The following is a 26,070-nucleotide window of genomic DNA, read 5'->3' on the forward strand; positions in this document are numbered from 1 at the left end:
CGTTCATGAGCTCACCTGGCAGTCGTACGGCAGGCCGGGCCGCGGGGCACAGCCCGCCGCCCGCACGCGCCAGCCGTCGGGGAAGCGGTGCAGGAAGACGGTGTCCCCGCCCATCCGCACCTGTGCCTCGTCGCCGTACACCTCGACGTCCCCCACCGCGCCACCACGCAGGCCCTTGGACTCGATGTCCCCGGCGCAGTCGTCGACGCTCTCGGCCGTACGCGGCGACAGCAGCGCGCACGCCCGGTCGCCCTGTCCCTGCGCGACGGCGGCGAAGAACCGCTCAGCCGTCCGCGCCGCCGGCTCGTCCCCGGCCCGCGCGCATCCGGCGACGGTGACCGCGAGGCAGACGACCGTCATCGCTCGCTTGCCCATGACCTGCGTCTACCCCAGGGACGGCAGTGAAACCAGCGAAGACGCCCCCTCTGCCACCTGGGCGGACGCCGCCGGTCCTTCCATGGTGATCTGTACGGGTAGATCCCTCAACCGTGAGACCCTGGCCGCGTGCGGATCGCGCTGCTGGGCCCTCTGGAGGTCCGAGACGACGCCGGCCACCTCGTCGAGATCACCGGCGTCAGGCTTCGCACGCTCCTGGCGCGGCTGGCCCTTTCCCACGGGCGTCCGGTGACGGCGGACGCGCTCATCGACGCCATCTGGGGTGGCGAGCCGCCCGGAGGAGCCGCCAACGCGCTGCAGTCGCTCGTCTCCCGGCTCCGCCGCGCCCTGCCGGCGGCCGACGCGGCGCTCGTGGAGTCGCTGCCGGCGGGCTACCGGCTGGCCGTCCCCGAGGACCACATCGACGCCGGGCGGTTCGAGAGGCTGATCGCGGAGGGACGGGCGGCGTGGACGCCGGCCGGGGAGGCGCCGGCCCTCGACGGCCTCGCCACGGCGGCGGGACGGTTCGCCGAGGCGCTGCGACTGTGGCGGGGGCCTCCGATGACCGGGCTCCGCGCGGCGGAGTTCGCGTCCGCGGCCGTGTCACGGCTCGCGGAGATGAGGCTGCGCGCCGTGGAGGATCTCGCCGAGGCGAGGCTGGCGCTGGGGAAGGCCGGCGAGCTGGTCGCCGAGCTGGAGGAGCTGACCACCGAACATCCGCTGCGTGAGCGGTTGTGGGAGTCGCGGATGCGGGCGCTGTGCGCGGCCGGGCGGCCCGCGGAGGCGCTGGCCGCCTTCGACGACCTGCGCCGGACGCTCGCCGAGACGCTGGGCGCCGATCCCTCACCGGCCCTGCGCGCGCTGCACGTGGCGATCCTGCGGGGCGAGGCCGGCCCGTCCTCCAGACGCGCCGGTCCCCGCACGAACCTGCGCACTCCGCTGACGAGCTTCGTCGGGAGGGACGAGGAGGCCGAGCGCGTCGGCCGGTTGCTGGACGAGGCACGGCTGGTGACGCTGGTCGGCCCTGGAGGCGCGGGCAAGACCCGGCTCGCGGTCGAGGTGGCCTCCCGCCGGGCCGGTCACGTACGTGACGGCGTCTGGCTGGTCGAGCTGGCCGGGGTGCGGGATCCCGCCCAGGTCCCGGCGGCCGTCTCCGCCGCACTGGGCCTGCGGGAGAACGAGTCCCGCGTGGACCCGCGAGAAGCGCCGGGCGTCGCGGCTCCGGGAGCGGAGGACCCGGCGGCGCCGGAAACCTCGCAAACCTGGGAAACCTCGGGAAGCCCGGGAGACCGGGGAGACGCGCGGCACGGCGGCGGGCCTCCTCCGCGGCCGCCGCACGACAGGATCGAGCAGATCGCGGAGGCGCTGCGCGACCGGCGGACGCTGATCGTGCTCGACAACTGCGAGCACCTGATCGACGCGTGCGCGTGGCTCGCCGACGTGGTCGCGGGCCGGTGCCCGGGGGTCCGGGTCCTCGCCACGTCCCGCGAGCCTCTGGCGATCACGGGTGAGGTGCTCCATTCCGTCGGCCCGTTGCGGGTCCCCCCGCCGGGAGTGCCCCTGGAGGAGGCGCTCACCTTCCCCGCCGTGCGCCTGTTCGCCGACCGGGCCGCCGCCGTCCGCCCGGGGTTCTCACTCACCGCGGCCAACCTCCCCGCCGTCGCCGAGGCGTGCCGGCGGCTGGACGGCCTGCCCCTCGCCATCGAGCTGGCCTGCGCGCGCCTTCGCACGCTGCCCGTCGAGGAGATCGTCACGCGGCTCGGGGACCGTTTCCGCCTGCTCACCGGAGGCAGCCGTACGGCCCTGCCCCGGCACCAGACGCTGCTGGCCGTGGTCGAGTGGAGCTGGGACCTGCTGACCGAGGCGGAGCGGGCACTGGCCCGCCGGCTCGCGGTCTTCGCCGCGGGCGCCACCCCGGAAACGGCGGAGGCGGTGTGCGCCGGCACGGCGAAGGGGGAGGACGGGCGGGTGGTGCTGCCCCCGGAGGACGTCCTGCGGACCCTTGGCGCGCTGGTGGACAAGTCCCTCGTGGTGCTCCTCGAGACGCCGGGGGCCCCGCCCCGCTATCGCATGCTCGACACGATCAGGGCGTACGCGGCGGCGGCGCTGGCCGGTTCCGGTGAGGCCGGGAGGGTGCGGCGGGCCCACGCGGCGTTCTTCCTGGACAGGGCGGAGACGGCCGACCCCGCACTCCGTACGGCGGACCAGCTGGAGTGGCTGAAGTGGCTGGCCCGCGAGCGGGGCGAGCTGGCCGCCGCCCTGCGCTGGGCGATCGACTCGGCCGACGCGGAGACGGCCGTCCGGCTGACCGCGGCACTCGGCTGGTTCTGGAACCTGCACAACACCCACGACGAGGCGGCCTCCTGGCTCCGGGAGGCGCTCGCACTGCCCGGCCTGGACGGGAGCGGGCCGGTTTCCCACCGGGCCGTCGCACGGGCGTACGCCTATCATGCGATGCATCACTTCGCGATCCGGGACAGCGGGGCCGCCCTGTGGTCGGCGGCGCACGCTCACCGCCTCGCCGGAGCCGCACACCTGACGGACCCGATGATCATGCTCATGGACGTGCTGGTCCGCATGCACCCGGACCACAGTGAGGCCGACGACTCGGCGGCGCTGCGGCACCTGGCCGGCCTGGCGGACAGCGACGACCCCTGGCTGGCGGCGGCGGCCCGGCTGTTCCGCGGGCTGGCGCTGGCGGCGTTCGGCGGCGCGGCCGAGGCGGCCGCCGACCTGACCGCGGCCAGGGACGGATTCGCGGCGGTGGGCGACCGCTGGGGCATGGCGGCGGCGGTGAGCTCCCTGGGCAGCTGCCACAGTCTCGGCGGCGACCACGCCGCCGCGGTGGCCGCCATGGGGCAGGCGGTGACGTTCATCCGGATGCTCGGATCCGAGGGCGACGTCCCGTGGATGCTCATCGATCTGGCGCTGGAGCGCGTGCGCATGGGCGACCTCGTCGCCGCCCGGGCCGACCTGGAGGAGGCCGAGGCGGAGGGGCTGGCGTGCCGCTCCGCCGCGATCACCGCCTCGGCCCGCGCCGGGCTGGGCGAGCTGGCGCGCGCCGGCGGCGATCTCACCGTGGCGCGATCCCTGCTGGCCGGCGCCCTGGGCGACCTCGACGGGGTGAGCGGCGCACCTCCGCAGCTCCGGGCGCGCGCCCTGCTCAGCCTCGGCCGGGTCGAGATCGCCGACGGCGACCTCGACGCCGCACGGTCCCGCCTGCGGGAAGGCCTCGCTGCCGCCCAGGAGGCGGGAGACCGGTCCGCCGTCGCCGGCGTGGCGGAGGGGCTCGCCGCCCTGGCGGTCGCCGAGGGCGAGACGGGCGAGGCCGCCGGCCTGCTCGGGCTCGCCGCGGCGGTGCGCGGGGTCCCCGACCGGGGAAGCCCCGACGTGCTGCGGGCCGAGGCGGCGGCACGGGCGACGCTCGGGGAGGCCGCCCACGCCGCCGCCTACGCCGCGACGGCCCGGCTCGGCACCGACGCGGCGCTGGCCGCCCTCCGGGATCGGTGACTCCCGGGGGCCGAGGGCCCCCGGCGCCCCCGGTTGGGACGGCCTCAGGCCTTGCGGCGGTAGACCATGATCGCGAGCGGCGCGAACACCGCCAGGATGGCCGCCGTCCACAGCAGGGAGTCACGGACACTGCCGCCGACCGGCATGCGGGTCATCAGGGCGCGAGCCGCCTCCGACAGCCGCGACACCGGGTTGATCTTCACCCACGCCTGCAGCCAGCCGGGGAGCTTCTCGGTCGGCACGAAGACGTTGCTCCCGAAGGTGAGCGGGACCACCGTGATGAAGACGAACCCGCCCATGCTCTCCGGGCTCCTCGCCAGCAGCCCGGCCAGCGCCGCCATCCAGCACATCGACAGCGAGAAGGCCAGGATCAGCCCGCAGGCGGCCAGGATCGCGAGGAGGCCGGCGTGGGCGCGGAACCCCAGGACGGCGCCGACGGCGAAGACCATGGCGAGGGAGACCACGTTCCTGACGACGTCGCCGAGGACGCGCCCGATCAGCGGCGCGGCCCGTGAGATCGGCAGGCTGCGCAACCTGTCGAAGACGCCCGACCGCAGGTCCGAGTTGAAGCCGATCGCCGTGTTCATCGAGGCGAACACCAGCGCCTGCACCGCCACACCCGGCAGGACGAACTGCAGGTAGGCGTGCCAGTCCCCGGACACCGCGTTGCCGAACAGGAAGGTGAACAGCACCACGAAGGTGATCGGCATCAGGGAGAGGTCGAGAAGCTGGTCGGGCGAGTGCCTGATCTTGAGGATGCTCCTCCAGGCGAGGGTGAGGCCCTCCCGTGCGACCCGCACGGGGGCGGCGGGACGGCGGGCGGCCGGCTCCGGCGCGGTCATCGGCTCTTCCTGTCGTCCTCGCCGCCGCGGCCCGCCGGGACGGGCGCGACCGGCGGCGTGCCCGTCAGCGACAGGAACGTCTCGTCCAGGCCGGCCAGCCGCAGCCCCAGCTCGTTCACGGCGATGCCCTCCGCGTCGAGCCGCCGCGCGACCGCGGTCAGCACCTCCGTACCGGATCTCCCGGCCTCCACCGGCACCGAGACCACCCCGTCGGCCCCGTCACGGACCGGCGCGGTGCCCGCCGCCTCCGCGACGATCGCGGCCACCGCGCCCGCCGCCGTCCGATCCGCCGGGCGTACGTCGAGGGTCTGGCCGCCCACCTTGGCCTTGAGGCCGTCGGGGGTGCCGGTGGCGACGACCCGGCCGTGGTCGATCACCACCACCTCGTCCGCGAGCCGGTCCGCCTCCTCCAGGTACTGGGTGGTGAGCAGCACGCTCGTCCCGCCGGCGACCATGTCGCGCACCAGGTCCCACACGTCCCCCCTGGCGCGCGGATCGAGCCCCGTGGTCGGCTCGTCGAGGAACAGCATCCGGGGACGGCCGATGAGGCTGGCGGCCAGGTCCAGCCGGCGGCGCATCCCCCCGGAGTAGGTCTTCACCGTGCGCCGGGCGGCCTCCGCGAGGCCGAAGCGGGTGAGCAGCTCCCGGACGCGGCCACGCGCGTCCGGCCGCGACAGGCCGAGCAGCCGGGCGACGATCATGAGGTTCTCGTGCCCGGTGAGGTCCTCGTCGACCGCGGAGAACTGCCCGGTCAGCCCGATCAGCTCCCTGACCTTCTCGGGACGCCGTGCGACGTCGAAGCCCCCGACGTGCGCCGTGCCCCCGTCAGGGCGCAGCAGGGTGGCGAGGACGCGCACGACCGTCGTCTTGCCGGCGCCGTTCGGCCCGAGCAGCCCGAACACCGTGCCCTGCCGCACGGCGAGGTCGACCCCGTCGAGCGCGGTCGTGCTCCCATATCGCTTCACCAGGCCCTCGGCCCGGATCGCGTACGTCGTCGAATTCATGACGCCCACAGTGGCGGCCCGCGCTGACATCGCTCGCACACGGCGCTGTCACGCCACGTGCTCAGGCGTACGGCTCAGGGGCGGGCGGCGCGCCCAGGTGGCCCAGCGCCACAGCCATTCGACAGGGCCCTGGCGGCAGCGGCGCAGCCAGAGGGTGGACCACAGCCACTGGACCGCGAGGATGGCGCCGGCGATCAGCAGCACCCTCGCAGCCGACCAGCTGTGCGGCGGGCCGTCGAGGAACCGGGTGACCCCCAGGACGAGGAGCGTGGCGGTCAGGTAGTTGGTCAGCGCCATCCGGCCCAGCGGCGTGAAGACGGCCCGCAGCGCCGGTCGCAGCGGAGTCCTCAGCAGGACGAGCAGGACGCATATGTACACCCCCGCGAGCAGCAACCCGGCCACGGACATCGACCGGCCGAAGTCCGCGCCCCCCACGTCGCCTCCTTGCGCCCGTACCTGCCACCACACGGCGGGTACGGCCCCCGCCGCGAGGATCAGGCCCAGGACGGCCGGCATCCGGGTGGACCGCTCGATCCGGTCGATCACCCCGTACCTGACCAGTGCGGACCCCAGCAGGAACAGCCCGGGGACCAGCGTGAGGAAGCCGCCGAAGAAGAGCGCCGCCGCCGGGATGAGCGCGGCGGCGAGGCCGGCCACGGCCCACCGCGGCAACCAGGTCGAGGGCAGCAGCACCACCAGGCCGACGACGGCGTAGACGGTCAGGATGTCGCCCTGCCACAGCAGCACGTAGTGCGCCAGGCCGACCGCGAGCAGCGCGAGGAGCCGGCGCAGCAGGAGCAGCCGCGGGCGCGCGGCGCGGTCCGCCGCGGAGCCGAGCAGCAGGGAGAACCCGACGCCGAACAGCAGGGAGAAGATCGGGAAGAAGCGTTGCCCGACGAACAGCCCCAGCCAGGCGTCCGCGTCGTCCAGGCTAACCGGTGAAAGCTCGACGACGACGCGGCCCATGTTGGCGATCGGCTGGACGTTGGCCAGCAGGATTCCGCACAGCGCGAAACCGCGCACCACGTCGAGTGCGGCGATGCGCGGCCGGCCGGCGGAGGTCGTCGCGGGCCCTGTCTCGCCGCCGGTTCCGAGCGGGTGATGGACAGGCCGGTCCGGTCGCGTCCGGTCGGCCCGATGAGCCCGGCCTGACGGATGCGCGGACGGGGCTGAGCCCGGCGGCCGCCGGGCCGCCTGATCGGGCTCGCGGCTCTCAGCGTGAGAGGGAAGATCTCCGTGTGGCATGGGACCCCATCCTGCGCGCGGCGGCCCGTTCCCGGCATCGGCCGAAAGCACGGCTCGCGCCGCCGGGACCGTACTTTCGGCCGGTTCCGGCGTCCGGCGGGGATCTCGTAGCCTGAGCGGCGTGAATGCTCGCGAGTGGCTGGCCCGGGGCGCCCGGATCGTGGCCGACGCAGGCCTCGCCGCCGTGTTCGCGGCGGCGCTCGCCTTCCAGGCGGTTCAGATCGCGCGGAGCTGGGGTGGCGGCTACTGGCGGTTCGACTGCGCCGCCGGGGCGGCGGTGTGCCTGATCGCCCTGTTGCGCCGGCGCGGCCGGGCGCGGGCGGCGGCCGCGGGTCTCGCCGTCGCCGCGGCGGCCATCCTGATCGCCCGGTCCGCCCACCTGCCGGCGGAGCCGGGTCTCGCCATGGCGGTGGCCCTGTGGGTGCTCGTCGGCTCCGCGGTCAGGACGCTTCCGGCCCGGCAGGCCTGCGCCGTCGCCGCCGGAGGTCTCGCCGTGGTCGCCGGCAGCCTGCTCAGCGCCTCCGCCTCATCCGGCGTGCGCGGGGTGGTGGTGCTGAACGGCGCGGGGTGGCTCGCCGCCGTCGCCGCCGGGCTGGGCCCCCGGCTGCTCGACGCCCGCAGACGGGCCGTCGCCGACCGGGTGCGCCGGGATGAACGCCTGGAGCTGGCCAGGGAACTGCACGACGTGGTCGCCCACCACATCACCGGCATCGTGATCCAGGCCCAGGCGGCCCAACTGGTCGCCCGCAAGCGGCCGGAGAGGCTGGAGGGCTCCCTCGCGGGAATCGAGGCGGCCGGCTCCGAGGCGCTGGCGGCGATGCGCCGCGTGGTCGGCCTGCTGCGCGACACCGGTGACGGGGCCCCCGCCACCTCCGGGCCCGAACGGCTCAGCGAACTGGTCAGGCGCTTCGAGGGGCATGGCCGTGCGGTGCACCTGCGGCTTCCCGAGGGCGAACCGGCCTGGCCCGCGGAGGTGACCAGCACCGTCTACCGGGTGGTGCAGGAGTCGCTGACCAACATCGCCCGCCACGCCCGGCGCGCCCGGTCGGTGACGGTGAGCGTCGTCCAGGATGGAGGCGCCGTCACTGTCGAGGTCGCCGACGACGCCCCGCAGGGCCCGGCCCGGCACCACCGCGGCGGCGGCTACGGCCTGGTCGGGATGCGCGAACGCCTGGAGGCCCTCGGCGGCACGCTGCGCGCCGGCCCGCGCCCCGGGGCGGGCTGGTCCGTGCTCGCCACTCTGCCCGTCCCCGGGAAGGAGCGCCGATGACCATCAGGGTCCTGATCGCCGACGACCAGGCGATGGTCCGCGGCGGCCTGCGGCTCATCCTGGAGGACCAGCCCGACATCAGCGTGATCGCGGAGGCCGCGGACGGCGTCGAGGCCGTCGGCCTCGCCCGGCGGCTGCGGCCGGACGTGTGCCTGGTGGACATCCGGATGCCTCGCCTCGACGGCATCGAAGTCACCCGCGCCCTGGCCGGCCCGGGCGTCGCCGACCCGCTCCGGGTGGTGGTGGTCACCACCTTCGACCTCGACGAGTACGTCCACGGCGCGCTGCGTGGCGGGGCGGTGGGCTTCGTCCTGAAGGACGCGGGCCCCGTCCTGCTGGTCGAGGCCGTCCGGGCCGCCAGCGTGGGCGACGCCCTGGTCTCGCCGTCGCTCACGCTGCGGCTGCTGCGTCACCTCACGGCGGCCGGGGCGCCGGCCGCCCGCGAGCCGGCGCGGCCGCTGTCGGACCGGGAGACCGAGGTCGTCCGGGCCATCGCCAGAGGCCGCACCAACCAGGAGATCGCCGCCGAGCTGTTCATCTCGCTGAGCACGGTCAAGAGCCACATCTCGGGCATCCAGGCGAAGCTCGGGGTGCGTAACCGGGTCGAGATCGCCGCCTGGGCGTGGGAGAGCCGCCTCGCGGGGACGGTGTAGCGCCCCAGGCCGTCAGGCGATCGTCTGCCACCAGCCGTCGACGGGCGGCGGGTCGTCCACCGTGACCCGCTCGCCGGGACGGGGGACGACGAGGCGGACGCCGCGCGCCTTGGCCTCGCTCCACAGCCGGTCGACGGGGTCGCCCCAGGCGTGGGTGGAGAGGGTGAACGTGCCCCAGTGCACCGGCAGCAGCAGGCCGGCCCGCAGGTCGAGGTGTGCGCTGATCGCCTCCTCCGGCGTCATGTGGATGTCCGGCCAGCCCTCGCTGTACGCGCCGATCTGGATCATCGACAGGTCGAACGGCCCGTGCGCCTCGCCGATGGCGGCGTAGCCGTCGAAGTAGCCGGAGTCGCCCGTGTAGAAGACCCGCCGCCGCTCGCCCGCGATCACCCAGGAGGCCCAGAGCGTCTGGTCGCGCTCGAAGCCCCGGCCGGAGAAGTGGCGCGCCGCGGTCGCGGTCAGGCGCACGCCGCCGACCGTCACCTCCTCCTCCCAGTCGAGCTCCACGATGCGGGAGGCGGGCACCTTCCACCGCTCAAGGTGGGCGCCGACGCCCAGCGGCACGACGAACGGCGCCGACTGGGTGCGGGTGAGCACGCGTACGGTGGCCATGTCCAGATGGTCGTAGTGGTCGTGCGAGATCACGACGGCGTCGACCTCGGGCAGGTCGTGCAGCGGAACGGGCGGCGGGTGCAGGCGCCGGGGGCCCACCAGGGCCGAGGGGGAGCAGCGGTCGCTCCACACCGGGTCGAGCAGCACGCGCCGCCCCTCGATCTCGACGAGGGCGGACGAGTGGCCGTACCAGACGGCTTCGAGGTCGCTCCCCGACGCGGGGGAGGGGACGGCGAGGGGCACCGGGAGGCGCGGCTTCCTTCTGCTCCGCTCCAGCAGCAGCTCACCGGCGACCTTGCGGCCGGTGCCGGGAGGGATCACGGAAGCCGGCGTCTCGTTGCGGAACGCCCCGTCGCTGAACTGTCTCGACCCGCGCACCCGTGCGGCCCGGTCGCCGGCCGGCTTGGCGCCGAGGGCGGCCGGGACGTCCCGCGACACCCATCCCAGTGCGGCGAGCGCGAGCGCCCCTGCGGCGAGCCCCGCGCTCCGGCCATGTCCACCAGTCTTCAACGGCATTCTCCTTGCTGGATCCTGCGGTTCAGACTAGGCGGTCACGCCGGAGCGCGCGCCGGGCCGCGTCAGTCCTGCGCCTTGCCTCCGGCGAGACGGCTGATCATCAGGGCGACCAGGATGATCACGCCGTAAACGAGCTGCTTCCACTCGCCGGGCACGCCCTTGAGGGTGAGGATGTTCTCCACGAGCCCGATGACCAGGACACCGGTGAGGGCGCCGAAGACCGTGCCCTTGCCGCCGTCCAGGCTGACGCCGCCGATGACGGCCGCCGCGAACACCATGAAGATCCACCCGTTGCCCTGGTTGGCGCTGATCGAGCCCAGCCAGCCGGTGGTGAGCAGCCCCGCGAGGGCCGCCAGCGTGCTGCCGATGATGAACACGCCCCACACGACCCGGTTGACGCGCACGCCCGCGGCGCGGGCCGCGTCGTCGTTGCCGCCGATGGCGTACAGGGCCCGGCCCACCCGGAAGTAGCCGAGCGCCACGATGCCCGCGGCGAACAGCACGCCGGTGATCCAGATCGATGCCGGGATGCCGAGCCAGTTCGCGCTGCCGAGATAGGTGAACGACTCGGGGAGCTGGAACAGGCTCTTGCCGCCGGTGAAGCCGAGCTGCAGCCCGCGGACCACGATCAGCATCGCCAGCGTGACGACGAACGCGGACAGCTGGAAGCGCAGGATGAGGAACCCGTTCAGCGCCCCGGTGAGCGCGCCGATCAGCAGGCACAGCGGGATCGCCAGGAAGGACGGCAGCCCGATGCCGAATCCGCCCGCCGACGTGGGGATGACGAGCATCACCGCGAGGGCGGGCGCCAGGCCCACGGTCGACTCCAGCGACAGGTCGAACTTGCCCGTCACCAGGATGAGCGTCTCGGCCAGGACCACCAGAGCGAGCGCGCTCTGCTGCTGCAGCACGTTGACCAGGTTCTCGCCGGTCAGGAACGTCGGGCTCACCGTCGCGCCCGCGGCCAGCAGGACGACGATCACCGGGACCAGGGTCAGATCTCTGAACCGCCCGAGCTTCAGTGAGACCGGCGCGAACCTCATCCGCTCGCTCTGCTCCGTCATGCCATGCCTTCCATGAGGGCCACCAGTTCCTGGTCCGTCCAGCCGCGCGGCAGGTCCCGTACGACGCGGCCGTGGAACATCACCAGCACCCGGTCGCAGACCCGGAGGTCGTCGAGATCGTCGGACACCACCAGGGCTCCCGAGCCGCCGCGTGCCGCGTCCTCGATGGCGCCGAGCAGCGCCTCCTTGGCCCGCACGTCCACGCCGGCCGTGGGGTCGACGACGACCAGCGCCTTGGGGGAGTTGGACAGGGCGCGGGCCATGACGGCCTTCTGCGCGTTGCCGCCGGACAGCTCGCCGACCGGCTGGCCCGGGCCGCTCGCGTGGATGTCCAGTTCCTTGATCATTTTGTTCGCGTACTCCCGCTGCCGGGAGGACGAGACCGTTCCGTAGCTGCCGAGCCTGTGCGCGACCGGCAGTGTGACGTTCTCCGACAGCGCCAGGAGAGGGACGAACCCCTCCTTGCCGCGGTCCTGGGGGAGGAAGCCGAGACCTGCCTCCAGCGCCGCGGGGACGTCGCCCGGCCGGGGCCGCACGCCGTCGATGGCGACCGTCCCCGCGGCCGCGCGGCGCAGGCCCGCGAGGGTCTCCGCCAGCGAGACCTTGCCGCTGCTGCCCGACCCGGCCAGGCCGAGCACCTCGCCCCGGCGTACGCGCAGGTCGACGTCCTCGTAATGGCCGGGCAGCGTCAGCCCCTCGGCCTGGAGAACGACGTCCTCGGCCGGGGCCGGCCGGTCGGAGCGCCCGCCCAGCGAGACGGCCTCGCCGGTCATCGCCGCGACGAGCTCGCCCTGCGGCAGCTCCGCCACCGGCCGGGTGACCACGTGCCGGGCGTCACGGAAGACCGTCACGTCGTCGCACACCTCGTACACCTCTTCGAGGTGGTGGGAGATGAACAGCATTGTGACGCCCTGCTCCCTGAGCGCCCGCATCCGGGTGAACAGCCGCTGGATCGCCGGGCCGTCGAGCTGCGCGGTGGGCTCGTCGAGGATGATGAACCTCGCCCCGCCCGACAGCGCCCGCGCGATCTCCACGAGCTGGCGCTGCTCGACCGTGAGGTCGCCGGCGAGGCGGTCGGCCGGGACGTCCACGCCGTACCTTTCGAGCACCTCCCGGGACCGCTGCCGCAGCTGCCGCCACCGGATGGGGCCACTGTCCGACTGACGGTTCAGGAACAGGTTCTCCGCGACGCTGAGCGCCGGGATGATGGTGGATCTCTGGTAGACGCAGGCGACCCGCCGCCGCCAGGCGTCCCGGTCGGCGAGCGGAGGGGCGGGCTCGCCGTCGAACAGGACCGAGCCCTCATCCGGGCGGGCGAGCCCGGTGAGGATCGAGACCAGCGTCGACTTGCCGGCGCCGTTGCGCCCTACGAGCGCGTGGGTCCTGCCCTCGTCGACGCGGATGCCCGCGCCGGCGAGGGCGACCGTCGCGCCGAATCTCTTGGTGACGTCAAGCGCCTCGACGGCTGTCATTTGATCTGGTTGCCCCACAGCGCCTTGTCGTCCACGTTCTCCTTGGTCACCAGGGGAGCGGGAAGCTGGTCCTCGAGGCCGTTGGGAAGCTGGATGATGGTGCTGTCGTGGTCGGTGGGGCCCGGCTTGAAGGTCTTGCCCTCAAGGGCGGCCTTCGCGTAGAAGAGGGCGTACTTCGCGTACGCGTCGGCGGGCTGGGACACCGTCGCGTCGATCTCGCCGGCCCGGATCGCGGCCAGCTCCTGGGGGATGCCGTCGTTGGAGACCACGAAGATGTGCTTGGGGTCGGTCGGGGGGACGATCAGGTTCTTCGACTTCAGGACCTGGAGGGTCGGCGCGAGGTGGGCGCCGCCGGCGTGCATGTAGATGCCCTTGATGCCCGGGTGCTGCTGCAGCAAGGTCTGCAGCATCGAGGCGGCCTTGCCGCCGTCCCACTCGGTCGGCGCCTCGTAGACCGTGATGCCGGAGAACTTGCTCTTCATGCACTCGCGGAACGCCTCGGCGCGGTCGCGGCCGTTGACCGACGACAGCGAGCCCATGAGCTGGACGACCTCGCCCTTGCCGGCGAGCTTGTCGCCGAGGAACTCACACGCCTTCTGCCCGTACGCCCGGTTGTCGGCGCGGACGACCATGTAGACCGGGCCCTTGTCGGGGCGGGTGTCCACGGAGACGACGGGGATCTTCTTGCCGGCGAGCTGCTCCAGGGTGGAGGCGATCGCACCGGTGTCCTGGGGGGCCATGACGATGGCCTTGGCGCCCTGACCGACGAGCGCGTTGGTGTTGGACACCAGCTTCTGCACGTCGTTCTGCGAGTTGGTCGCGGGAAGCAGGTCGACGCCGAGCTGCTGCGCCATCTCGGGCACGTACTTGATGTAGCTGTTCCAGAAGTCGGTGTCGGCCCGGGGGTGGTCGATGCCGACCTTCCCTCCTGCCGCTCCGCTCGCCGCGTTGGTCGCCGTGCTGGGTCCGGTGTCGGTAGAGCTGCACGCGGCCAGCGACAGCGCCACCGCCAGCCCGGCCGCCGCACCAGCGGGAATGCGAGATTTCATCTGCCGCCTCCGCAATGTCTCAGTAATGATCCGATGTATAACGCCCTCCGTCCTCGCGCGTCAACAACTCTCACAGCAGGCGCAACAGGATCGATATGTAGGATCTCCGGGCGGCGAGGTAAGGATGATCTGCCTGCCCGGGAAGGGTTTCGACGCGGATACCTAGGACCTATCCCGCGAGAGGTGTCCCGAGGCGCACGAGCCGACGTGCTGGTCTCTCCTGCGGCGGCCTGTTCATGTGGGGCGAACCATCGGATGTCAGCCCTTCTCGTGGCGGCGGGGCAGGCGCATGGTGAGGAGCCTGGCCCGCGGCGCGAGGCGGGCCGCCAGGCCGAACACCGCGTCGGTGCGCGTGCGGTCGGCGTCGAGGTGCGTGAACAGGTTCACGCCCAGGTAGAACGTGATCGCGGCGTACGCCAGCTCGCGCGGCGGGAGGAGCCTGGCCAGCGGTGAGCCGCCGATGACGCGCTCCACCGTGCGCTCCACGAAGTCGATCCACGGCTCGGCGCGCTTCACGATCTCCGCCCGCAGCTCCGGGCGGGCGATGCCCGCGCCGACCAGCTCGGAGAAGAGGGTGATGTGGCCGCCCTCGATGTCGGCCCGGTAGATCCCGTTGGCCGCCTCGACGAGCTCCTCCAGCGTCCGCACCCCCGCGAGAGCCTCCTCGTATGTGCGCATGCGCTGCTCGGACGACCGGTCCAGGGCGGCCAGCAGGAGGGGGTCGACGCCGCCGAAGTGGTAGAAGACGAGCGCCGAGTTGACCCCCGCGGCCCTGGCGATCACTCGTGCGCTCGTGCCGGCGTACCCCTCGGTGCGCAGCGTCTCGGCCGCCGCCTCGATGAGCCGCTCACGCGTCTCCTCGCCCGGCTGCTGCCTGCCGGCCATCGAACCCCCTTGACATCGGACGTGCCTCTCATCATACGGTTTAATCAGTCGATTAAACCGATCGGTCAATGGAGGGCGGGCATGGAGGATCCACATGAGCCGTCGCGGGCGCGGCTGACGCTGGCCGCGCTTCTCGCCGGGCTGTTCGCCGCGTACGTGCTCTATCGGGCGCTGGACGCGGGCCGGCTGGACCAGACGGCGCTCTTCTATGTGGGGATCCCGGCGGTCATCGCGCTGACGGTCACGGCCACGGCCAGGCCCCGGACCACCGTCGGGCTCACCATGGCCACGGTGACGATCGGGCTGTGCCTGGCCGGGCCGCTGCTGGGCGAGGGCGTGGTGTGCCTGCTGATGGCGGCGCCCCTCTTCTACCTCGTCGGCCTCTTCGTGGCGCTGGCCGTCGACTGGATGCGGGGCGGCTCCGGGCGGTCGCAGGCCCTGGTGCTGGTCGCCCCGCTCCTGTTGGGCGTCGCCGCGGAGGGCGCCGTTCCGGGGATCTCGCTGCCACGCGAGGGCGAGGTGACGGCCTCCCGGACGGCGGCGCGCGCGGTGGACCCGGAGGACGCGCTGGCCGCGCCTCCGTCCCTCGGCCCGGTCGGATCGCCGCTGCTGAGACTGGGCTTCCCCCGGCCGGTCAGGGCCGAAGGGCGGGGACTCGCGGTGGGCGACACGAGGACGGTCACGTTCACGCCGCGCCGGTCGCTCGGCATCGGCGCCCCGCTGGAAGCGCGGACCATGACGCTCCGGGTGGCCGGGCGCGGCCCCGGATGGGCGGTGTTCCGGGTGGAGCGCGACACCACCCTCGCCCGGTGGCTCGATCTGCGCGAGGCCGAGTTCCGCTGGCGGGGGCGCCGGCTGGAGGTGACGCTGCGCTATCGCCGCACCTTCGACCCGGGGTGGTACTTCGGCCCGCTCCAGCGGTACGCCCTGTCGGAGGCGGCCGGCTACCTCGCCGGGACGTTCACCTCGTGATCGCGCTCATCCGGGGCGTCGCCCTGTTCGCGCCGCTCGCGGCGGTCTGGGTCGCGGCGGCCGTACGGCGGCCCGCCGAGCGGGAGGTCGCCGCGATGATCCTGGCGACGGCCTGGAACCTGGCGGCCCTCGCCGCTGTGAACGCCGTCGCGCTCCGCGCCGGCTGGTGGTCCTTCCACGCGGAGGGGGCGGTCGTCGCCGGAGTCCCGGCCGACCTCCTGCTCGGGTGGGCGCTGCTGTGGGGCGCGCTGCCCGCCCACGCCGCGCGCCGACTGCCGGTCCCGCTGACGGCCGCCGCGCTCGTCTGGGCCGATCTGGCGCTCATGCCGATCGCCGGCCCGGTCGTGCGCCTCGGGGAGAGATGGCTGTACGGCGAGGCCCTCGCGGCGGGACTGGCCCTGATCCCCGGGCTGCTGCTCGCGCGATGGACGCGGGAGAGCCGCAGGCTGCCCCAGCGGGCCGCCCTCCAGGCGGTGCTCGCGGGAGGGCTGATGCTGGCGCTGCCGGTGACGCTCACGCAGGTGTGGCGGCAGCCGGGCTGGGTGCTCGGCCTGGCCGCGCAGGTCCTCGCCGTGCCGCTGACGCTGGGCCTCGCGGCGGTGCGGGAGTTCGCCACGGCGGGAGGCGGCACCCCGTTGCCGTACGACCCTCCGGGGCGGCTGGTGACGGGCGGGCCGTACGCCTATGTCCGCAACCCCATGCAGGTCTCGATGGCGGCCGCGTACGCGCTCCTCGGCGTGCTGGACGCCCGCTTCCTGCTGGGCGCGGCCACGGTGGTCGCGTACGGCGCGGGGCTCGCGGCATGGCACGAGGGAGAGCAGCTCACCGCCCGGCACGGCGAGGCGTGGACGGGCTACCGGCGGCGGGTGCGGCCCTGGCTGCCGCGCCTGCGGCCCTCGCCGGTGATGCCGGAGGCCGTCGTCCACGTCTCGGTGACCTGCGAGCAGTGCCGCCCGGTGGGGGAGTGGATCGCCCGGCGCCGCCCGGTGGGGCTGCGCGTTCTGCCCGCCGAGGACCACCCCGGCGGCCTGCGGCGGATGACCTACGAGCGCTCGGACGGCGTACGCGCCCAGGGCGTGGCGGCGCTCGCGCACGCGGCCTCGCATCTGCATCTCGGCTGGGCGATCGCGGGCTGGACGCTGCTGCTGCCGGGCGTGGCCTGGTCCGCCCAGCTCTGCGTCGACGCGCTCGGGGGCGGCCCCCGTCCTGTTCCCTCCCGGGCGGGCTTGCCGCCTTCGGAGGGCGCGTGCAGACTTCCGGATGAATGAACTTATGCAGAAACCGGGCCGCGAGGAGACCGATGAGGACAGACGACGCCGGATCACGCCTGCTGCGGCTGTTCGAGGGCCGCCGGCTGACGCCGGCGCAGCGCCGGATCGCCCACTGCCTGGTCCAGCACGCCGCCGAGGCGCCCTTCCTGTCGAGCGTGGAGGTCGCCGAGCTGGCGGGCGTCAGCCAGCCGTCGGTGACCCGGTTCGCCACCGCGCTGGGATTCGACGGCTATCCGGGGCTGCGGCGGCGGCTGCGAGAGGTCGGCGTGACCGCGCCACCGGCGGGCTCCGCGGGAGGCCCGGCGCACGATCCGGCGGGAAATCCGTGGCATCCGCCGCGTACAGGGGCCCCGCCGAACGAGCTGCAGCGGGCCGTGCTGGCCGAGATCGAGAATCTGCGGAGCCTCGCCGGGCTGCTGGCCGACCCCGAGCCGGTGGCGCGGGCCGCCCGGCTGCTGGCGGCCTCACGGCCGTTGCCGGTGCTGGGCCTGCGCGCCGCCGCCGCGCAGGCGGCGGGGTTCGCCTATTTCGCCGCGAAGGTCCACCCCGATGTGCGGCTGCTCGACGAGGGCGGCTCGATGCTGGACGACCGGATCGAGCAGGCCGCCACGGCGGGGGCGACCGCGCTGCTGTGCTTCGCGCTGCCGCGCCATCCGGCCGAGCTGGTCTCCGCGCTCACCACGGCGAAGGACGCCGGGCTCAGCGTGGTGACCGTCGCCGACAGCCTGGCTGAGCCGGTGAACCCCGACGTGGCCGGGCTACCGAATGGACAGACCTCCGGGGAGACGGGCGGGGAGCTGGGCACGCTGTCCGATGTGCTGCTCACCGCCGCCGTCGGCACCGGCCTGGTCTTCGACACGGCGTGCGCGCCCATGCTGCTCGGCCGGGTGCTGCTCGAGCGCATGTGCGACGAGCTGCCGGGAGCGCAGTCCCGCCTGGAGGCCTTCGAGCTGTCGGCGGCTCGCCGGGGCCTCTTCCTCGGATAGCGCATTGACTGAAAGTATTCATACGCGATACCGATGAATGGACGCATCCATCGAAGGAGGGGCCGTGGCACACGACGACGGCCGGGAGCCCATCCGGGCGCCCCGGGGCGGGAAGCTGAACACCCGCGGGTGGCAGCAGGAGGCCGCCCTGCGGATGCTGATGAACAACCTCGACCCGGAGGTCGCCGAGCACCCCGGCAGGCTCGTCGTGTACGGCGGCAGCGGCAAGGCCGCCCGCGACTGGCCCTCCTACGACGCCATCGTCCGTACGCTCACGACGCTGGCGGCCGACGAGACGCTGCTCGTGCAGTCGGGCCGCCCGGTGGGCGTGATGACCACCCACGAGTGGGCGCCCCGCGTGCTCATCGCCAACTCCAACCTGGTGGGCGACTGGGCCACGTGGCCGGAGTTCCGGCGGCTGGAGCAGCTCGGGCTCACGATGTACGGCCAGATGACCGCCGGGTCGTGGATCTACATCGGCACCCAGGGCATCCTGCAGGGCACCTACGAGACCTTCGGCGCGGTCGCCGCCAAACGCTTCGGCGGCAGCCTGGCCGGGACGATCACGCTCACGGCCGGGCTCGGCGGCATGGGCGGCGCCCAGCCACTGGCGGTCACGATGAACGGCGGCGTGGCCGTCTGCGTCGACTGCGACCCGCGGAGCATCGACCGGCGGATCGCCCACGGCTACCTCGACGTCAAGGCCGCCGATCTGGACGAGGCCCTGCGCCTCGCCCATGAGGCCAGGGACGCCCGCCGCCCGCTGTCGATCGGCGTGGAGGCCAACGCGGCCCAGGCCGTACCGGACCTGCTGGCGCGCGGCGCGGAGATCGACGTGGTCACCGACCAGACCAGCGCGCACGACCCGCTGGCCTATCTCCCGCTGGGCGTGGCGTTCGAGGACATGGCCGACGAGGCGCGCAAGGATCCGGAGGGCTTCACGCTGCGCGCCCGCGAGTCGATGGCGCGGCACGTCGAGGCGATGGTGGGGTTCCAGGACGCGGGGGCCGAGGTCTTCGACTACGGCAACTCCATCCGCGGGGAGGCGAGGGCCGCCGGGTACGCCCGCGCGTTCGACTTCCCGGGGTTCGTGCCCGCGTACATCCGACCGCTGTTCTGCGAGGGCAAGGGCCCCTTCCGGTGGGCCGCCCTCTCCGGCGACCCCGCCGACATCGCCAAAACCGACCGGGCCGTCCTCGACCTCTTCCCGGAGAACGAGCCGCTGGCCCGCTGGATCCGGATGGCGGGGGAGAAGGTCCGCTTCCAGGGGCTGCCGGCGCGCATCTGCTGGCTGGGGTACGGCGAGCGGGACCGGGCGGGCGAGCGGTTCAACGACATGGTGGCGTCGGGCGAGCTGTCGGCGCCGATCGTGATCGGCCGTGACCACCTCGACTGCGGGTCGGTCGCCTCGCCGTACAGGGAGACCGAGGGGATGCTGGACGGCTCGGACGCGATCGCCGACTGGCCGCTGCTGAACGCCCTGGTCAACGTGGCCTCCGGCGCGTCATGGGTGTCCATCCACCACGGCGGCGGTGTCGGCATCGGGCGGTCGATCCACGCCGGGCAGGTCACGGTGGCCGACGGCACACGGCTGGCGGGGGAGAAGATCCGCCGGGTCCTCACCAACGACCCGGGGATGGGCGTGATCCGGCACGTGGACGCGGGGTACGACCAGGCCGCCGAGGTGGCGCGCGAGCGGGGCGTGCGGATCCCGATGGCCGAAGGAGAGTCGTGACCGGCGCGCCCGGCCGGCGGGACGGCGAGGCTTTCGGTGGGACGTCCGATGGAGGGTCCGGCGGGGCTTCCGGTGATGGGCGGGGCGCTGCCGGAGAGGCCGTCCTGCCAGCGCATGCGGTGGAGGGCTTCCGCCGGATGTGGCGGGAGCTGCTGCCGGTGGGCCGGCATCCCGGCACCGGCGGCTACCGCCGTCACGCCTGGACGGCCGCGGACGCGGAGTGCCGCGCCTGGTTCGCGGAGCAGGCGCGGGCCAGGGGGCTCGCGTACGAGGTGGACCGCAACGGCAACCAGTGGGCCTGGCTCGGCGACCCCGCGGCGGGGGACGCCGTGGTCACCGGATCCCACCTGGACTCGGTCCCCGACGGCGGGGCGTACGACGGGCCGCTCGGCGTGGTCGCCGCCTTCGCGGCGGTCGACCTGCTGCGCGATCGGGTGGCCGGGCCGGCCAGGCCGCTGGCCGTGGTCAACTTCGCCGATGAGGAGGGCGCGCGGTTCGGCGTGGCCTGCGCCGGGTCCCGGCTGATGACGGGCGCCCTTCCGGCCGAGGCGGTCACCGGCCTGCGCGACGCGGACGGCGTGCCGCTGGCCGACGCGATGGAGCGGGCCGGGCACGACCCGGCCGCGGCCGGGCCGGATCCCGAGCGCCTGGCCCGCATCGGGGCGTTCGTGGAGCTCCACGTGGAGCAGGGCCGCCACCTCGGGGGGACGCCGCATCCAGTCGGCGTGGCGTCGGCGATCTGGCCGCACGGCCGGTGGCGGTTCGACTTCCGGGGGGAGGCCAACCACGCGGGCACCACCCGGCTGGAGGACCGCCGCGACCCCATGCCGGCGTACGCGGCCGCGGTCCTGGCCGCCCGCGAGCGCGCCGGTCAGTTGGGGGGCCTGGCGACGTTCGGCAAGGTCAAGGTCGAGCCGGGGGGAACGAACGCCATCCCGTCGCTGGTGACCGCCTGGCTCGACTGCCGCGCCCCCGAGGCCGCCGTCCTGGAGGCGCTGGTCGAGGACATCGCCAGGGCGGCGGAAGACGCGGAGGTCACATGCGAGTCCGCCACGCCGGTGGTGCGGTTCGACCGGCCGCTGCGCGACCGGGTGGCGCGCGTCCTGGGCGGGGTCCCCGTCCTGCCCACCGGTGCGGGCCACGACGCGGGCATCCTGGCCGCCGCCGTGCCCACCGCCATGCTGTTCGTACGCAACCCGACCGGTGTGTCCCACTCTCCGCAGGAGCACGCGGAGGAGGCCGACTGCCTCGCCGGGGTCGCCGCTCTGGCACGCGTCCTCGGCGACCTCCTGCCCGCCTCCGCGTCCCTTGACGGGTCGTGACGCCAGCCGGGGCGGGCCCCTGAGGTCGGCTTGTGTGGGGATGCGGCGTCAGGGACGCGCCGCGGTCGCCGAGGCGAAGAAGCGCCTGAGCTCGGCCGCCACGACCTGCGGCTTGCCGCCGGGGTTCCGCTTGCTGGGGTCGCCCGACGCGCCGTGGTCGAGCCCGGGGAACTCGACCCGCTGGACATGGGGAAGGGTCTTCTCCAGGGCGGTCAGAGCGGGCTTGAGGTAGGGCAGCCCCTTGCCTCCGCCCAGCAGCAGCACATCGGCGCGCACACCGGCGAAGTCGTCCAGCTTGCCGGCCATCTCCGCCAGGAGGACGCCCTCGTAGTGCAGGGTCGGGGCGAGGGCGCGCATGGTGGCGTCGTCAGGGCCGGCGTTCTTGTCCTCGCTCTTCATCATCAGGCCGGTCAGCCAGTTGAGCAGTCCTCGCGGCATGACGTTCATGGCCGGCGGCCCGAGCCGCAGGCCCAGCATGCTCGTCACCAGCGCGGCGGCCACCTCGCCCCGGGCCATCTCGCGGTCGAACCGGTCGACCCACCCGGTCAGGTGCGGGATGTCCTCGAGGAGCAGCGCCGGTTCGTAGACGGCCGCCTTGTGGATCGCGGGCAGCAGGCGCGCAGCCTCGAGAACGGCGACGCCGCTCGCGCTGACGCCGAAGACGAAGTGGGCGCCCGTGGCGTTCAGGACCGCGTCGAGGTCCTCCACTTCGGTCCGCACGCCGTACCCGTCCCCGTAGGGGCCGCTCAGGCCGCGGCCGCGGCGGTCGGGCAGGTGGACGGTGAAAGCGTCGGCCAGCTCCCGGGCCATGGCCAGGTGGTCTCCGGCTGTCTCCATGGAGCCGTGCAGCAGCACCAGACCGGGGCCCTGCCCGAGAGTGCGAAAGGCGATCCGGGTGCCGTCGTGGGAGGTGACGAAGCCGGTGGCGGTGTCCGCCGGCTGAGGCTGCTGGTGGTCGGTGGTCATCGTGGGGTTCCTCTCGGGTCGATGACCTGATGATGTCAGTGACACTAGTTGCACGTCAACTAGTTTCTTTGTACCGCTTCGATTAGTATGGGGGCATGACCACTCCTCGTCGCGGATCCCCGCTCGCTGTGACCGTCCTGGCGATGCTGCAGTACAAGCCGCTGCACCCGTACGGCATCCAGCGGCTGATCAAGCAGTGGGGAAAGGACAAGGTGGTCAACGTGGGCCAGCGGACCAGCCTGCACCGCACGATCGACCGCCTCGCCGCGGACGGGCTGATCAGCGTGAGAGAGACGGAGCGCGACCAGGCCTACCCCGAGCGGACCGTCTACCAGATCACCGAGGCGGGGCGTTCGGCCGCCCGCGAGTGGCTGCTGGAAATGGTCGCCCGGCCCAAGCCGGAGTTTCCCGAGTTCCCGGCGGCGCTGTCCCACCTGCTGATGCTCGCCCCTCAGGAGATACGCGACGCCCTGGAGAGGCGCATGGAGGCGGTCGGCCGGGCGCTGGCCGAACTGGACGCCGACCTGGAGGCGGAGGCCGGGAGCGGCCTGCCGCGCATCGCCATGCTGGAGGCCGAATACCTGCGTGCCGTGACCGCCGCCGAGCTGGGCTGGCTCCGCTCGGTCACCGACGACCTGCGCAGCGGCGAGCTGGCCTGGTCGGCCGAGGACCTCATGGCCTTCGCGGAGGCCGCGGACTGAGAGGGGCCCTGGTCGCCGGACGGCGACCAGGGGTCAGGGGCGGTCCCGGGCCAGGGACGCGGCGATGGCCTCCTCCCAGGAACGGAGGAAGCCGCCGTACCCCGCGGCGAACACGCCGAGCTCCGCCCGGGCGGCCTCGTCCATCGCCGTGAGGTCGTAGGTCACGGTCACCACGCTGTGCCCGGGCGCGCCGGGGTCGTCGTCGAGGTCGACCTCGACCGTGCCGGCGCGGGCCCCTGGGGTGACGCGCGCGTACGCCATGCGCCGTCCGGGCCGCCGGTCCACGACCACCCACGTGGTCGTCTCCCCGTGGGCGTGGGTCTGGAAGACCGTTCCCGGCCGGGTGTCCGCCGGCCCGTCGCCGCCGTCATCGCCGGCGTGGCCCTTGCCGCCCATGGGGCGGATGTCGTCGATGTCGTCGGGGAACCGGGGGTCCCAGCCCTGCACCCACGCCCGTTCGCCGTAAGGGGTGAACAGCGGGAACGCCCGGGCCGGCGGCAGGGGGACGCGCAGGGTGCCGGTGAGGCGCCGCCGCGCCGGGGCGCTCACTTCTCCTCCAGGGCGTGCGCGTCGGCTGCGGTGAGGGTGTGGCCGTATACGGACCTGAGGCGCTCGATCGCGGTGAGAGTCTGCGGGCCGAAAGGCGTCTTGCCCTCGAACGCGTGCAGCACGATGCCCTCGACCAGGTCGCCGAGGGACATGTCCAGGTACTCGGCCAGGCCCTTCAGGACCTTCAGGGTGTTCCGTTCGAGGCGCAGCCCGGTCTGGATCCGCTCAACCTTTACCATGTTACCAAGGTAACACTGTCGAGCGCGGGCGAGCGCCTGCGTGGTCGCGCGGCGGTTCCGCGGGGCGCTGTCCCGAAGCTGTGATCTGCGGGACAGCGAGCCGTGATCTGCGGGAAGGCGAGCCGTGATCAGTGGGAAGGCGAGCCGGGGTCAGCGGGAAGGCGAGCCGGGGTCCGTGAGGCCGGCGCGGCGGAGGGCCTCGGCCATGGCGCCGCTCGCCGGAGGAGCGCCGGCGCCCCGTCCCTGGCCGCGGCCCGCTCCGCGGCCCCCGCCGCCCTGGCCCTGCCGGGCCTGGCCTCGCTGGCCCTGCTGGCCGCTCTGGCCCTGCTGGCCGTCCTTCGGGCCGTCCTTGGGTGCGCCTGCGGCCCGGCCGCCTCCCGCTCGGTTGCCTCCCGCTCTGCCGCCGCCGTCCCGGGCTGCTCCGCCTCGGTTGCCGCCGCCTCGGTTGCCGCCGTCCTCGGGGGCGCCGTCCTGCGCGCGCCCGCCGCCGCGGGTCGTCACCTCGTCGTCGAGCCGCAGGGTGAGGGAGATGCGCTTGCGCGGGATGTCCACGTCGAGCACCTTCACCCGGACGATGTCGCCCGGCTTGACGACCTCCCGCGGGTCCTTGACGAACGACGTGGACATGGCGGACACGTGGACGAGGCCGTCCTGGTGCACGCCGACGTCGACGAACGCGCCGAACGCCGCGACGTTGGTGACGACGCCCTCCAGCAGCATTCCGGGGGCAAGGTCGGAGAGCTTCTCGACGCCCTCCTTGAACGTGGCCGTCTTGAACGCCGGACGGGGGTCGCGCCCCGGCTTCTCCAGCTCCTTGAGGATGTCGGTGACGGTCGGCAGGCCGAAGGAGCCGTCGACGAAGTCGGCGGGCCTGAGCGAGCGGAGCACCGAGGTGTTGCCGATCAGGGCGCGCAGGTCGCTGCTCGTCGACTCCAGGATGCGGCGGACCACCGGATACGCCTCGGGGTGGACGCTGGAGGCGTCGAGAGGGTCGTCGCCGCCGGGGATGCGCAGGAAGCCCGCGCACTGCTCGAACGCCTTGGGGCCGAGCCGGGGGACCTCCTTGAGGCCCTTGCGCGACCGGAACGGGCCGTTGGCGTCGCGATGGGTCACGATGTTCTCGGCCAGGCCGGAGCCGATGCCCGAGACGCGGGTCAGCAACGGCGCCGAGGCGGTGTTGACGTCGACGCCCACTCCGTTCACGCAGTCCTCCACCACGGCGTCGAGGGAGCGGGAGAGCTTCACCTCGGACAGGTCGTGCTGGTACTGGCCGACGCCGATCGACTTCGGGTCGATCTTCACGAGCTCGGCGAGCGGGTCCTGGAGGCGGCGCGCGATCGAGACGGCGCCGCGCAGCGACACGTCGAGGCCCGGCAGCTCCTGGGAGGCGTAGGCGGAGGCCGAGTAGACCGACGCCCCCGCCTCGGACACCATGACCTTCGTCAGGTGCGGCATGCGGGTCACCAGCTCACCCGCGAGCTTGTCGGTCTCGCGTGAGGCGGTGCCGTTGCCGATCGCCACCAGCTCGACGCCGTGCTCGGCGGCGAGCCGGGCGAGCACGGCGAGCGACTGGTCCCACTGCCGCTTCGGCTCGTGAGGGTAGATGGTCTCGGTCGCGACCACCTTGCCGGTCCCGTCGACCACCGCCACCTTGACGCCCGTCCGCAGCCCCGGGTCGAGACCCATCGTGGGCCTCGCCCCGGCGGGCGCCGCGAGCAGCAGATCGCGCAGGTTCGCGGCGAACACCCGTACGGCCTCCTCCTCGGCGGCCTGCCACAGGCGGGTGCGCAGGTCGATGCCGAGGTGGACGAGGATGCGCGTGCGCCACGCCCAGCGCACCGTCTCCGACAGCCAGAGGTCGGCCGGCCGGCCCTGGCCGGAGACGCCGAACCGGCGCGCGATCCGCATCTCGTAGTCGTTCGGCTCCTCCGCCTGCGGGTCGAGCGTGAGGGCCAGCACCTCCTCCTTCTCGCCGCGGAACATGGCGAGGATGCGATGCGAGGGCAGCTTGGTGAAGGGCTCGGAGAAGTCGAAGTAGTCGGAGAACTTGGCCCCGGACTCCTGCTTGCCGTCCCGCACCTGCGAGACCACCCGGCCGCGCGCCCACATCCGCTCACGCAGGTCGCCGATGAGGTCGGCGTCTTCGGCGAAACGCTCGATGAGGATGGCCCGCGCCCCCTCCAGGGCCGCGGCCGAGTCGGCGACGCCCTCGCCCACGAACGCCTCGGCGGTCGCGTGCGGGTCGAGCGACGGGTCGGCCAGCAGCTTGTCGGCGAGCGGCTCCAGCCCCGCCTCCCGGGCGATCTGCGCCTTCGTCCGGCGCTTCGGCTTGAACGGCAGGTAGATGTCCTCCAGCCGGGCCTTGGAGTCGGCCTCCATGATCCGCGCTTCCAGGGCCTCGTCGAGCTTGCCCTGCGAGCGGATCGACTCCAGGACGGCGGCCCGCCGTTCCTCCAGCTCGCGCAGGTAGCGCAGCCGCTCCTCAAGGGCGCGCAGCTGCGCGTCGTCGAGCATGCCCGTCGCTTCCTTGCGGTAGCGGGCGATGAACGGCACCGTGGCCCCGCCGTCGAGCAGGTCGACGGCCGCGGTCACCTGGTTCTCGCGAACGCCGAGCTCTTCGGCGATCCGCCGCTGGATGGAGGTCGTCACGATCCTGGTCCGCCTTCTTCCGGGAGGGCTCTCATTCTGCCGGATCTCCGGCGCCCCCGGCTCCGGCCTGTGGACATCCTCGTCGTACCGGCTCGCGTGGCGGGGTTGTCCACAGGGAACTCCCGCCGATCAGCCGGGTACGCCGGGGACCGGTAGGGTCTCCCCAGCCGTCGACACCAGGAG

22 protein-coding genes are annotated in these 26,070 nt (G+C 73.7%); 9 read left to right on the forward strand and 13 right to left on the reverse strand.

All coding sequences use genetic code 11. The features are described 5' to 3' along the window. Window positions 1-3: 3 nt before the first annotated feature. A complete protein-coding gene (locus tag AB0B72_RS05950) occupies window positions 4-375 on the reverse strand; it encodes a hypothetical protein (protein WP_367737208.1) in 372 nt (123 codons plus the stop codon). A gap of 129 nt (window positions 376-504) precedes the next feature. Between AB0B72_RS05950 and AB0B72_RS05955 the strand changes: the two genes are divergently transcribed. Next, window positions 505-3,885, forward strand: a complete 3,381-nt coding sequence (locus AB0B72_RS05955; RefSeq protein WP_367737210.1) for a BTAD domain-containing putative transcriptional regulator — start codon at window positions 505-507, stop codon at window positions 3,883-3,885. 44 nt (window positions 3,886-3,929) lie between these two features. On the opposite strand, the gene AB0B72_RS05960 is transcribed toward AB0B72_RS05955, so the two are convergent. From AB0B72_RS05960 to AB0B72_RS05970, 3 genes are read right to left on the reverse strand one after another with little or no spacing between them, the layout of a single operon-like run. Beyond that, entirely contained in the window at window positions 3,930-4,727 is a 798-nt protein-coding gene (locus AB0B72_RS05960; protein WP_367737211.1) for an ABC transporter permease, read from the reverse strand. Beyond that, on the reverse strand, window positions 4,724-5,731 hold the full coding sequence (locus tag AB0B72_RS05965; RefSeq protein WP_367737212.1) for an ATP-binding cassette domain-containing protein: 1,008 nt from the start codon (window positions 5,729-5,731) through the stop codon (window positions 4,724-4,726). The genes AB0B72_RS05960 and AB0B72_RS05965 overlap by 4 nt, the downstream gene beginning before the upstream one ends. 48 nt (window positions 5,732-5,779) lie before the next feature. After that, window positions 5,780-6,754 carry a DUF418 domain-containing protein gene (locus AB0B72_RS05970; protein ID WP_367737213.1) on the reverse strand — a complete coding sequence of 325 codons (975 nt, stop codon included), beginning with the start codon at window positions 6,752-6,754 and terminating at the stop codon, window positions 5,780-5,782. A 343-nt stretch (window positions 6,755-7,097) separates the two neighbouring features. Here AB0B72_RS05970 and AB0B72_RS05975 point away from each other — a divergent pair, with 343 nt between their 5' ends. Next, window positions 7,098-8,246 carry a sensor histidine kinase gene (locus AB0B72_RS05975; RefSeq protein ID WP_367737214.1) on the forward strand — a complete coding sequence of 383 codons (1,149 nt, stop codon included), beginning with the start codon at window positions 7,098-7,100 and terminating at the stop codon, window positions 8,244-8,246. Next, on the forward strand, window positions 8,243-8,899 hold the full coding sequence (locus tag AB0B72_RS05980; protein WP_367737215.1) for a response regulator: 657 nt from the start codon (window positions 8,243-8,245) through the stop codon (window positions 8,897-8,899). Before AB0B72_RS05975 ends, AB0B72_RS05980 begins: the two co-directional genes overlap by 4 nt. A 12-nt stretch (window positions 8,900-8,911) precedes the next feature. Here AB0B72_RS05980 and AB0B72_RS05985 read toward each other — a convergent pair whose 3' ends face one another. The 5 genes from AB0B72_RS05985 to AB0B72_RS06005 all read right to left on the reverse strand — a co-directional run bounded on the left by AB0B72_RS05985 (window position 8,912) and on the right by AB0B72_RS06005 (window position 14,497). After that, a complete protein-coding gene (locus AB0B72_RS05985; RefSeq protein ID WP_367737216.1) occupies window positions 8,912-10,021 on the reverse strand; it encodes an MBL fold metallo-hydrolase in 1,110 nt (369 codons plus the stop codon). A 68-nt stretch (window positions 10,022-10,089) separates the two neighbouring features. Next, window positions 10,090-11,091, reverse strand: coding sequence for an ABC transporter permease (locus AB0B72_RS05990; RefSeq protein ID WP_367737217.1), 1,002 nt, complete (start codon window positions 11,089-11,091; stop codon window positions 10,090-10,092). Then, entirely contained in the window at window positions 11,088-12,563 is a 1,476-nt protein-coding gene (locus AB0B72_RS05995) for a sugar ABC transporter ATP-binding protein (protein WP_367737219.1), read from the reverse strand. Before AB0B72_RS05995 ends, AB0B72_RS05990 begins: the two co-directional genes overlap by 4 nt. Beyond that, window positions 12,560-13,612 (reverse strand): sugar ABC transporter substrate-binding protein, encoded by a 1,053-nt coding sequence (locus AB0B72_RS06000; RefSeq protein ID WP_367737220.1) that lies wholly within the window; start codon window positions 13,610-13,612, stop codon window positions 12,560-12,562. The genes AB0B72_RS05995 and AB0B72_RS06000 overlap by 4 nt, the downstream gene beginning before the upstream one ends. A 258-nt stretch (window positions 13,613-13,870) precedes the next feature. Next, on the reverse strand, window positions 13,871-14,497 hold the full coding sequence (locus AB0B72_RS06005) for a TetR/AcrR family transcriptional regulator (RefSeq protein WP_367737222.1): 627 nt from the start codon (window positions 14,495-14,497) through the stop codon (window positions 13,871-13,873). 81 nt (window positions 14,498-14,578) lie between these two features. On the opposite strand from AB0B72_RS06005, the gene AB0B72_RS06010 reads away from it, so the two are divergent. From AB0B72_RS06010 to AB0B72_RS06030, 5 genes are all read left to right on the forward strand, one after another. After that, on the forward strand, window positions 14,579-15,469 hold the full coding sequence (locus AB0B72_RS06010; protein ID WP_367737223.1) for a hypothetical protein: 891 nt from the start codon (window positions 14,579-14,581) through the stop codon (window positions 15,467-15,469). Next, the gene (locus tag AB0B72_RS06015; protein ID WP_367737224.1) at window positions 15,466-16,737 is read left to right on the forward strand and encodes an isoprenylcysteine carboxylmethyltransferase family protein; all 1,272 of its coding nucleotides are present in this window, start codon (window positions 15,466-15,468) and stop codon (window positions 16,735-16,737) included. The genes AB0B72_RS06010 and AB0B72_RS06015 overlap by 4 nt, the downstream gene beginning before the upstream one ends. 32 nt (window positions 16,738-16,769) lie before the next feature. Continuing rightward, on the forward strand, window positions 16,770-17,726 hold the full coding sequence (locus tag AB0B72_RS06020) for a MurR/RpiR family transcriptional regulator (protein ID WP_367737225.1): 957 nt from the start codon (window positions 16,770-16,772) through the stop codon (window positions 17,724-17,726). Window positions 17,727-17,790: 64 nt separating this feature from the next. Beyond that, window positions 17,791-19,461, forward strand: a complete 1,671-nt coding sequence (gene hutU, locus AB0B72_RS06025; RefSeq protein ID WP_367737226.1) for a urocanate hydratase — start codon at window positions 17,791-17,793, stop codon at window positions 19,459-19,461. Window positions 19,462-19,598: 137 nt separating this feature from the next. Continuing rightward, window positions 19,599-20,783 carry an allantoate amidohydrolase gene (locus tag AB0B72_RS06030; RefSeq protein ID WP_367737616.1) on the forward strand — a complete coding sequence of 395 codons (1,185 nt, stop codon included), beginning with the start codon at window positions 19,599-19,601 and terminating at the stop codon, window positions 20,781-20,783. Window positions 20,784-20,831: 48 nt separating this feature from the next. Here the strand turns inward: AB0B72_RS06030 and AB0B72_RS06035 are convergent, their stop codons facing one another. Then, window positions 20,832-21,749 (reverse strand): alpha/beta fold hydrolase, encoded by a 918-nt coding sequence (locus tag AB0B72_RS06035; protein WP_367737227.1) that lies wholly within the window; start codon window positions 21,747-21,749, stop codon window positions 20,832-20,834. A gap of 95 nt (window positions 21,750-21,844) precedes the next feature. Here AB0B72_RS06035 and AB0B72_RS06040 point away from each other — a divergent pair, with 95 nt between their 5' ends. Further along, window positions 21,845-22,450: a PadR family transcriptional regulator gene (locus tag AB0B72_RS06040; protein ID WP_367737228.1), complete on the forward strand. Its 606-nt coding sequence runs from the start codon at window positions 21,845-21,847 to the stop codon at window positions 22,448-22,450. A 33-nt stretch (window positions 22,451-22,483) separates the two neighbouring features. On the opposite strand, the gene AB0B72_RS06045 is transcribed toward AB0B72_RS06040, so the two are convergent. The 3 genes from AB0B72_RS06045 to AB0B72_RS06055 form a co-directional block, all read right to left on the reverse strand. Next, window positions 22,484-22,999 (reverse strand): SRPBCC family protein, encoded by a 516-nt coding sequence (locus tag AB0B72_RS06045; RefSeq protein WP_367737229.1) that lies wholly within the window; start codon window positions 22,997-22,999, stop codon window positions 22,484-22,486. Further along, the gene (locus AB0B72_RS06050; RefSeq protein ID WP_367737230.1) at window positions 22,996-23,238 is read right to left on the reverse strand and encodes a hypothetical protein; all 243 of its coding nucleotides are present in this window, start codon (window positions 23,236-23,238) and stop codon (window positions 22,996-22,998) included. The genes AB0B72_RS06045 and AB0B72_RS06050 overlap by 4 nt, the downstream gene beginning before the upstream one ends. A 150-nt stretch (window positions 23,239-23,388) precedes the next feature. Then, the gene (locus tag AB0B72_RS06055) at window positions 23,389-25,887 is read right to left on the reverse strand and encodes a Tex family protein (RefSeq protein ID WP_367737231.1); all 2,499 of its coding nucleotides are present in this window, start codon (window positions 25,885-25,887) and stop codon (window positions 23,389-23,391) included. Window positions 25,888-26,070 lie beyond the last annotated feature (183 nt).

Origin of the sequence: Microbispora sp. NPDC049125 (genome assembly GCF_040802045.1) — a bacterium.
In the GTDB taxonomy this organism is placed as follows: domain Bacteria; phylum Actinomycetota; class Actinomycetes; order Streptosporangiales; family Streptosporangiaceae; genus Microbispora.

Coding starts and splice junctions, on each gene's coding strand:
- AB0B72_RS06020 (WP_367737225.1), top strand. CDS start 16,770: ATGAGGACAGACGACGCCGGATCACGCCTGCTGCGGCTGTTCGAGGGC.
- AB0B72_RS05950 (WP_367737208.1), bottom strand. CDS start 375: ATGGGCAAGCGAGCGATGACGGTCGTCTGCCTCGCGGTCACCGTCGCC.
- AB0B72_RS05960 (WP_367737211.1), bottom strand. CDS start 4,727: ATGACCGCGCCGGAGCCGGCCGCCCGCCGTCCCGCCGCCCCCGTGCGG.
- AB0B72_RS05995 (WP_367737219.1), bottom strand. CDS start 12,563: ATGACAGCCGTCGAGGCGCTTGACGTCACCAAGAGATTCGGCGCGACG.
- AB0B72_RS06030 (WP_367737616.1), top strand. CDS start 19,599: ATGTGGCGGGAGCTGCTGCCGGTGGGCCGGCATCCCGGCACCGGCGGC.
- AB0B72_RS05990 (WP_367737217.1), bottom strand. CDS start 11,091: ATGACGGAGCAGAGCGAGCGGATGAGGTTCGCGCCGGTCTCACTGAAG.
- AB0B72_RS05980 (WP_367737215.1), top strand. CDS start 8,243: ATGACCATCAGGGTCCTGATCGCCGACGACCAGGCGATGGTCCGCGGC.
- AB0B72_RS06000 (WP_367737220.1), bottom strand. CDS start 13,612: ATGAAATCTCGCATTCCCGCTGGTGCGGCGGCCGGGCTGGCGGTGGCG.
- AB0B72_RS06005 (WP_367737222.1), bottom strand. CDS start 14,497: ATGGCCGGCAGGCAGCAGCCGGGCGAGGAGACGCGTGAGCGGCTCATC.
- AB0B72_RS06010 (WP_367737223.1), top strand. CDS start 14,579: ATGGAGGATCCACATGAGCCGTCGCGGGCGCGGCTGACGCTGGCCGCG.
- AB0B72_RS05965 (WP_367737212.1), bottom strand. CDS start 5,731: ATGAATTCGACGACGTACGCGATCCGGGCCGAGGGCCTGGTGAAGCGA.
- AB0B72_RS06050 (WP_367737230.1), bottom strand. CDS start 23,238: ATGGTAAAGGTTGAGCGGATCCAGACCGGGCTGCGCCTCGAACGGAAC.
- AB0B72_RS06035 (WP_367737227.1), bottom strand. CDS start 21,749: ATGACCACCGACCACCAGCAGCCTCAGCCGGCGGACACCGCCACCGGC.
- AB0B72_RS06040 (WP_367737228.1), top strand. CDS start 21,845: ATGACCACTCCTCGTCGCGGATCCCCGCTCGCTGTGACCGTCCTGGCG.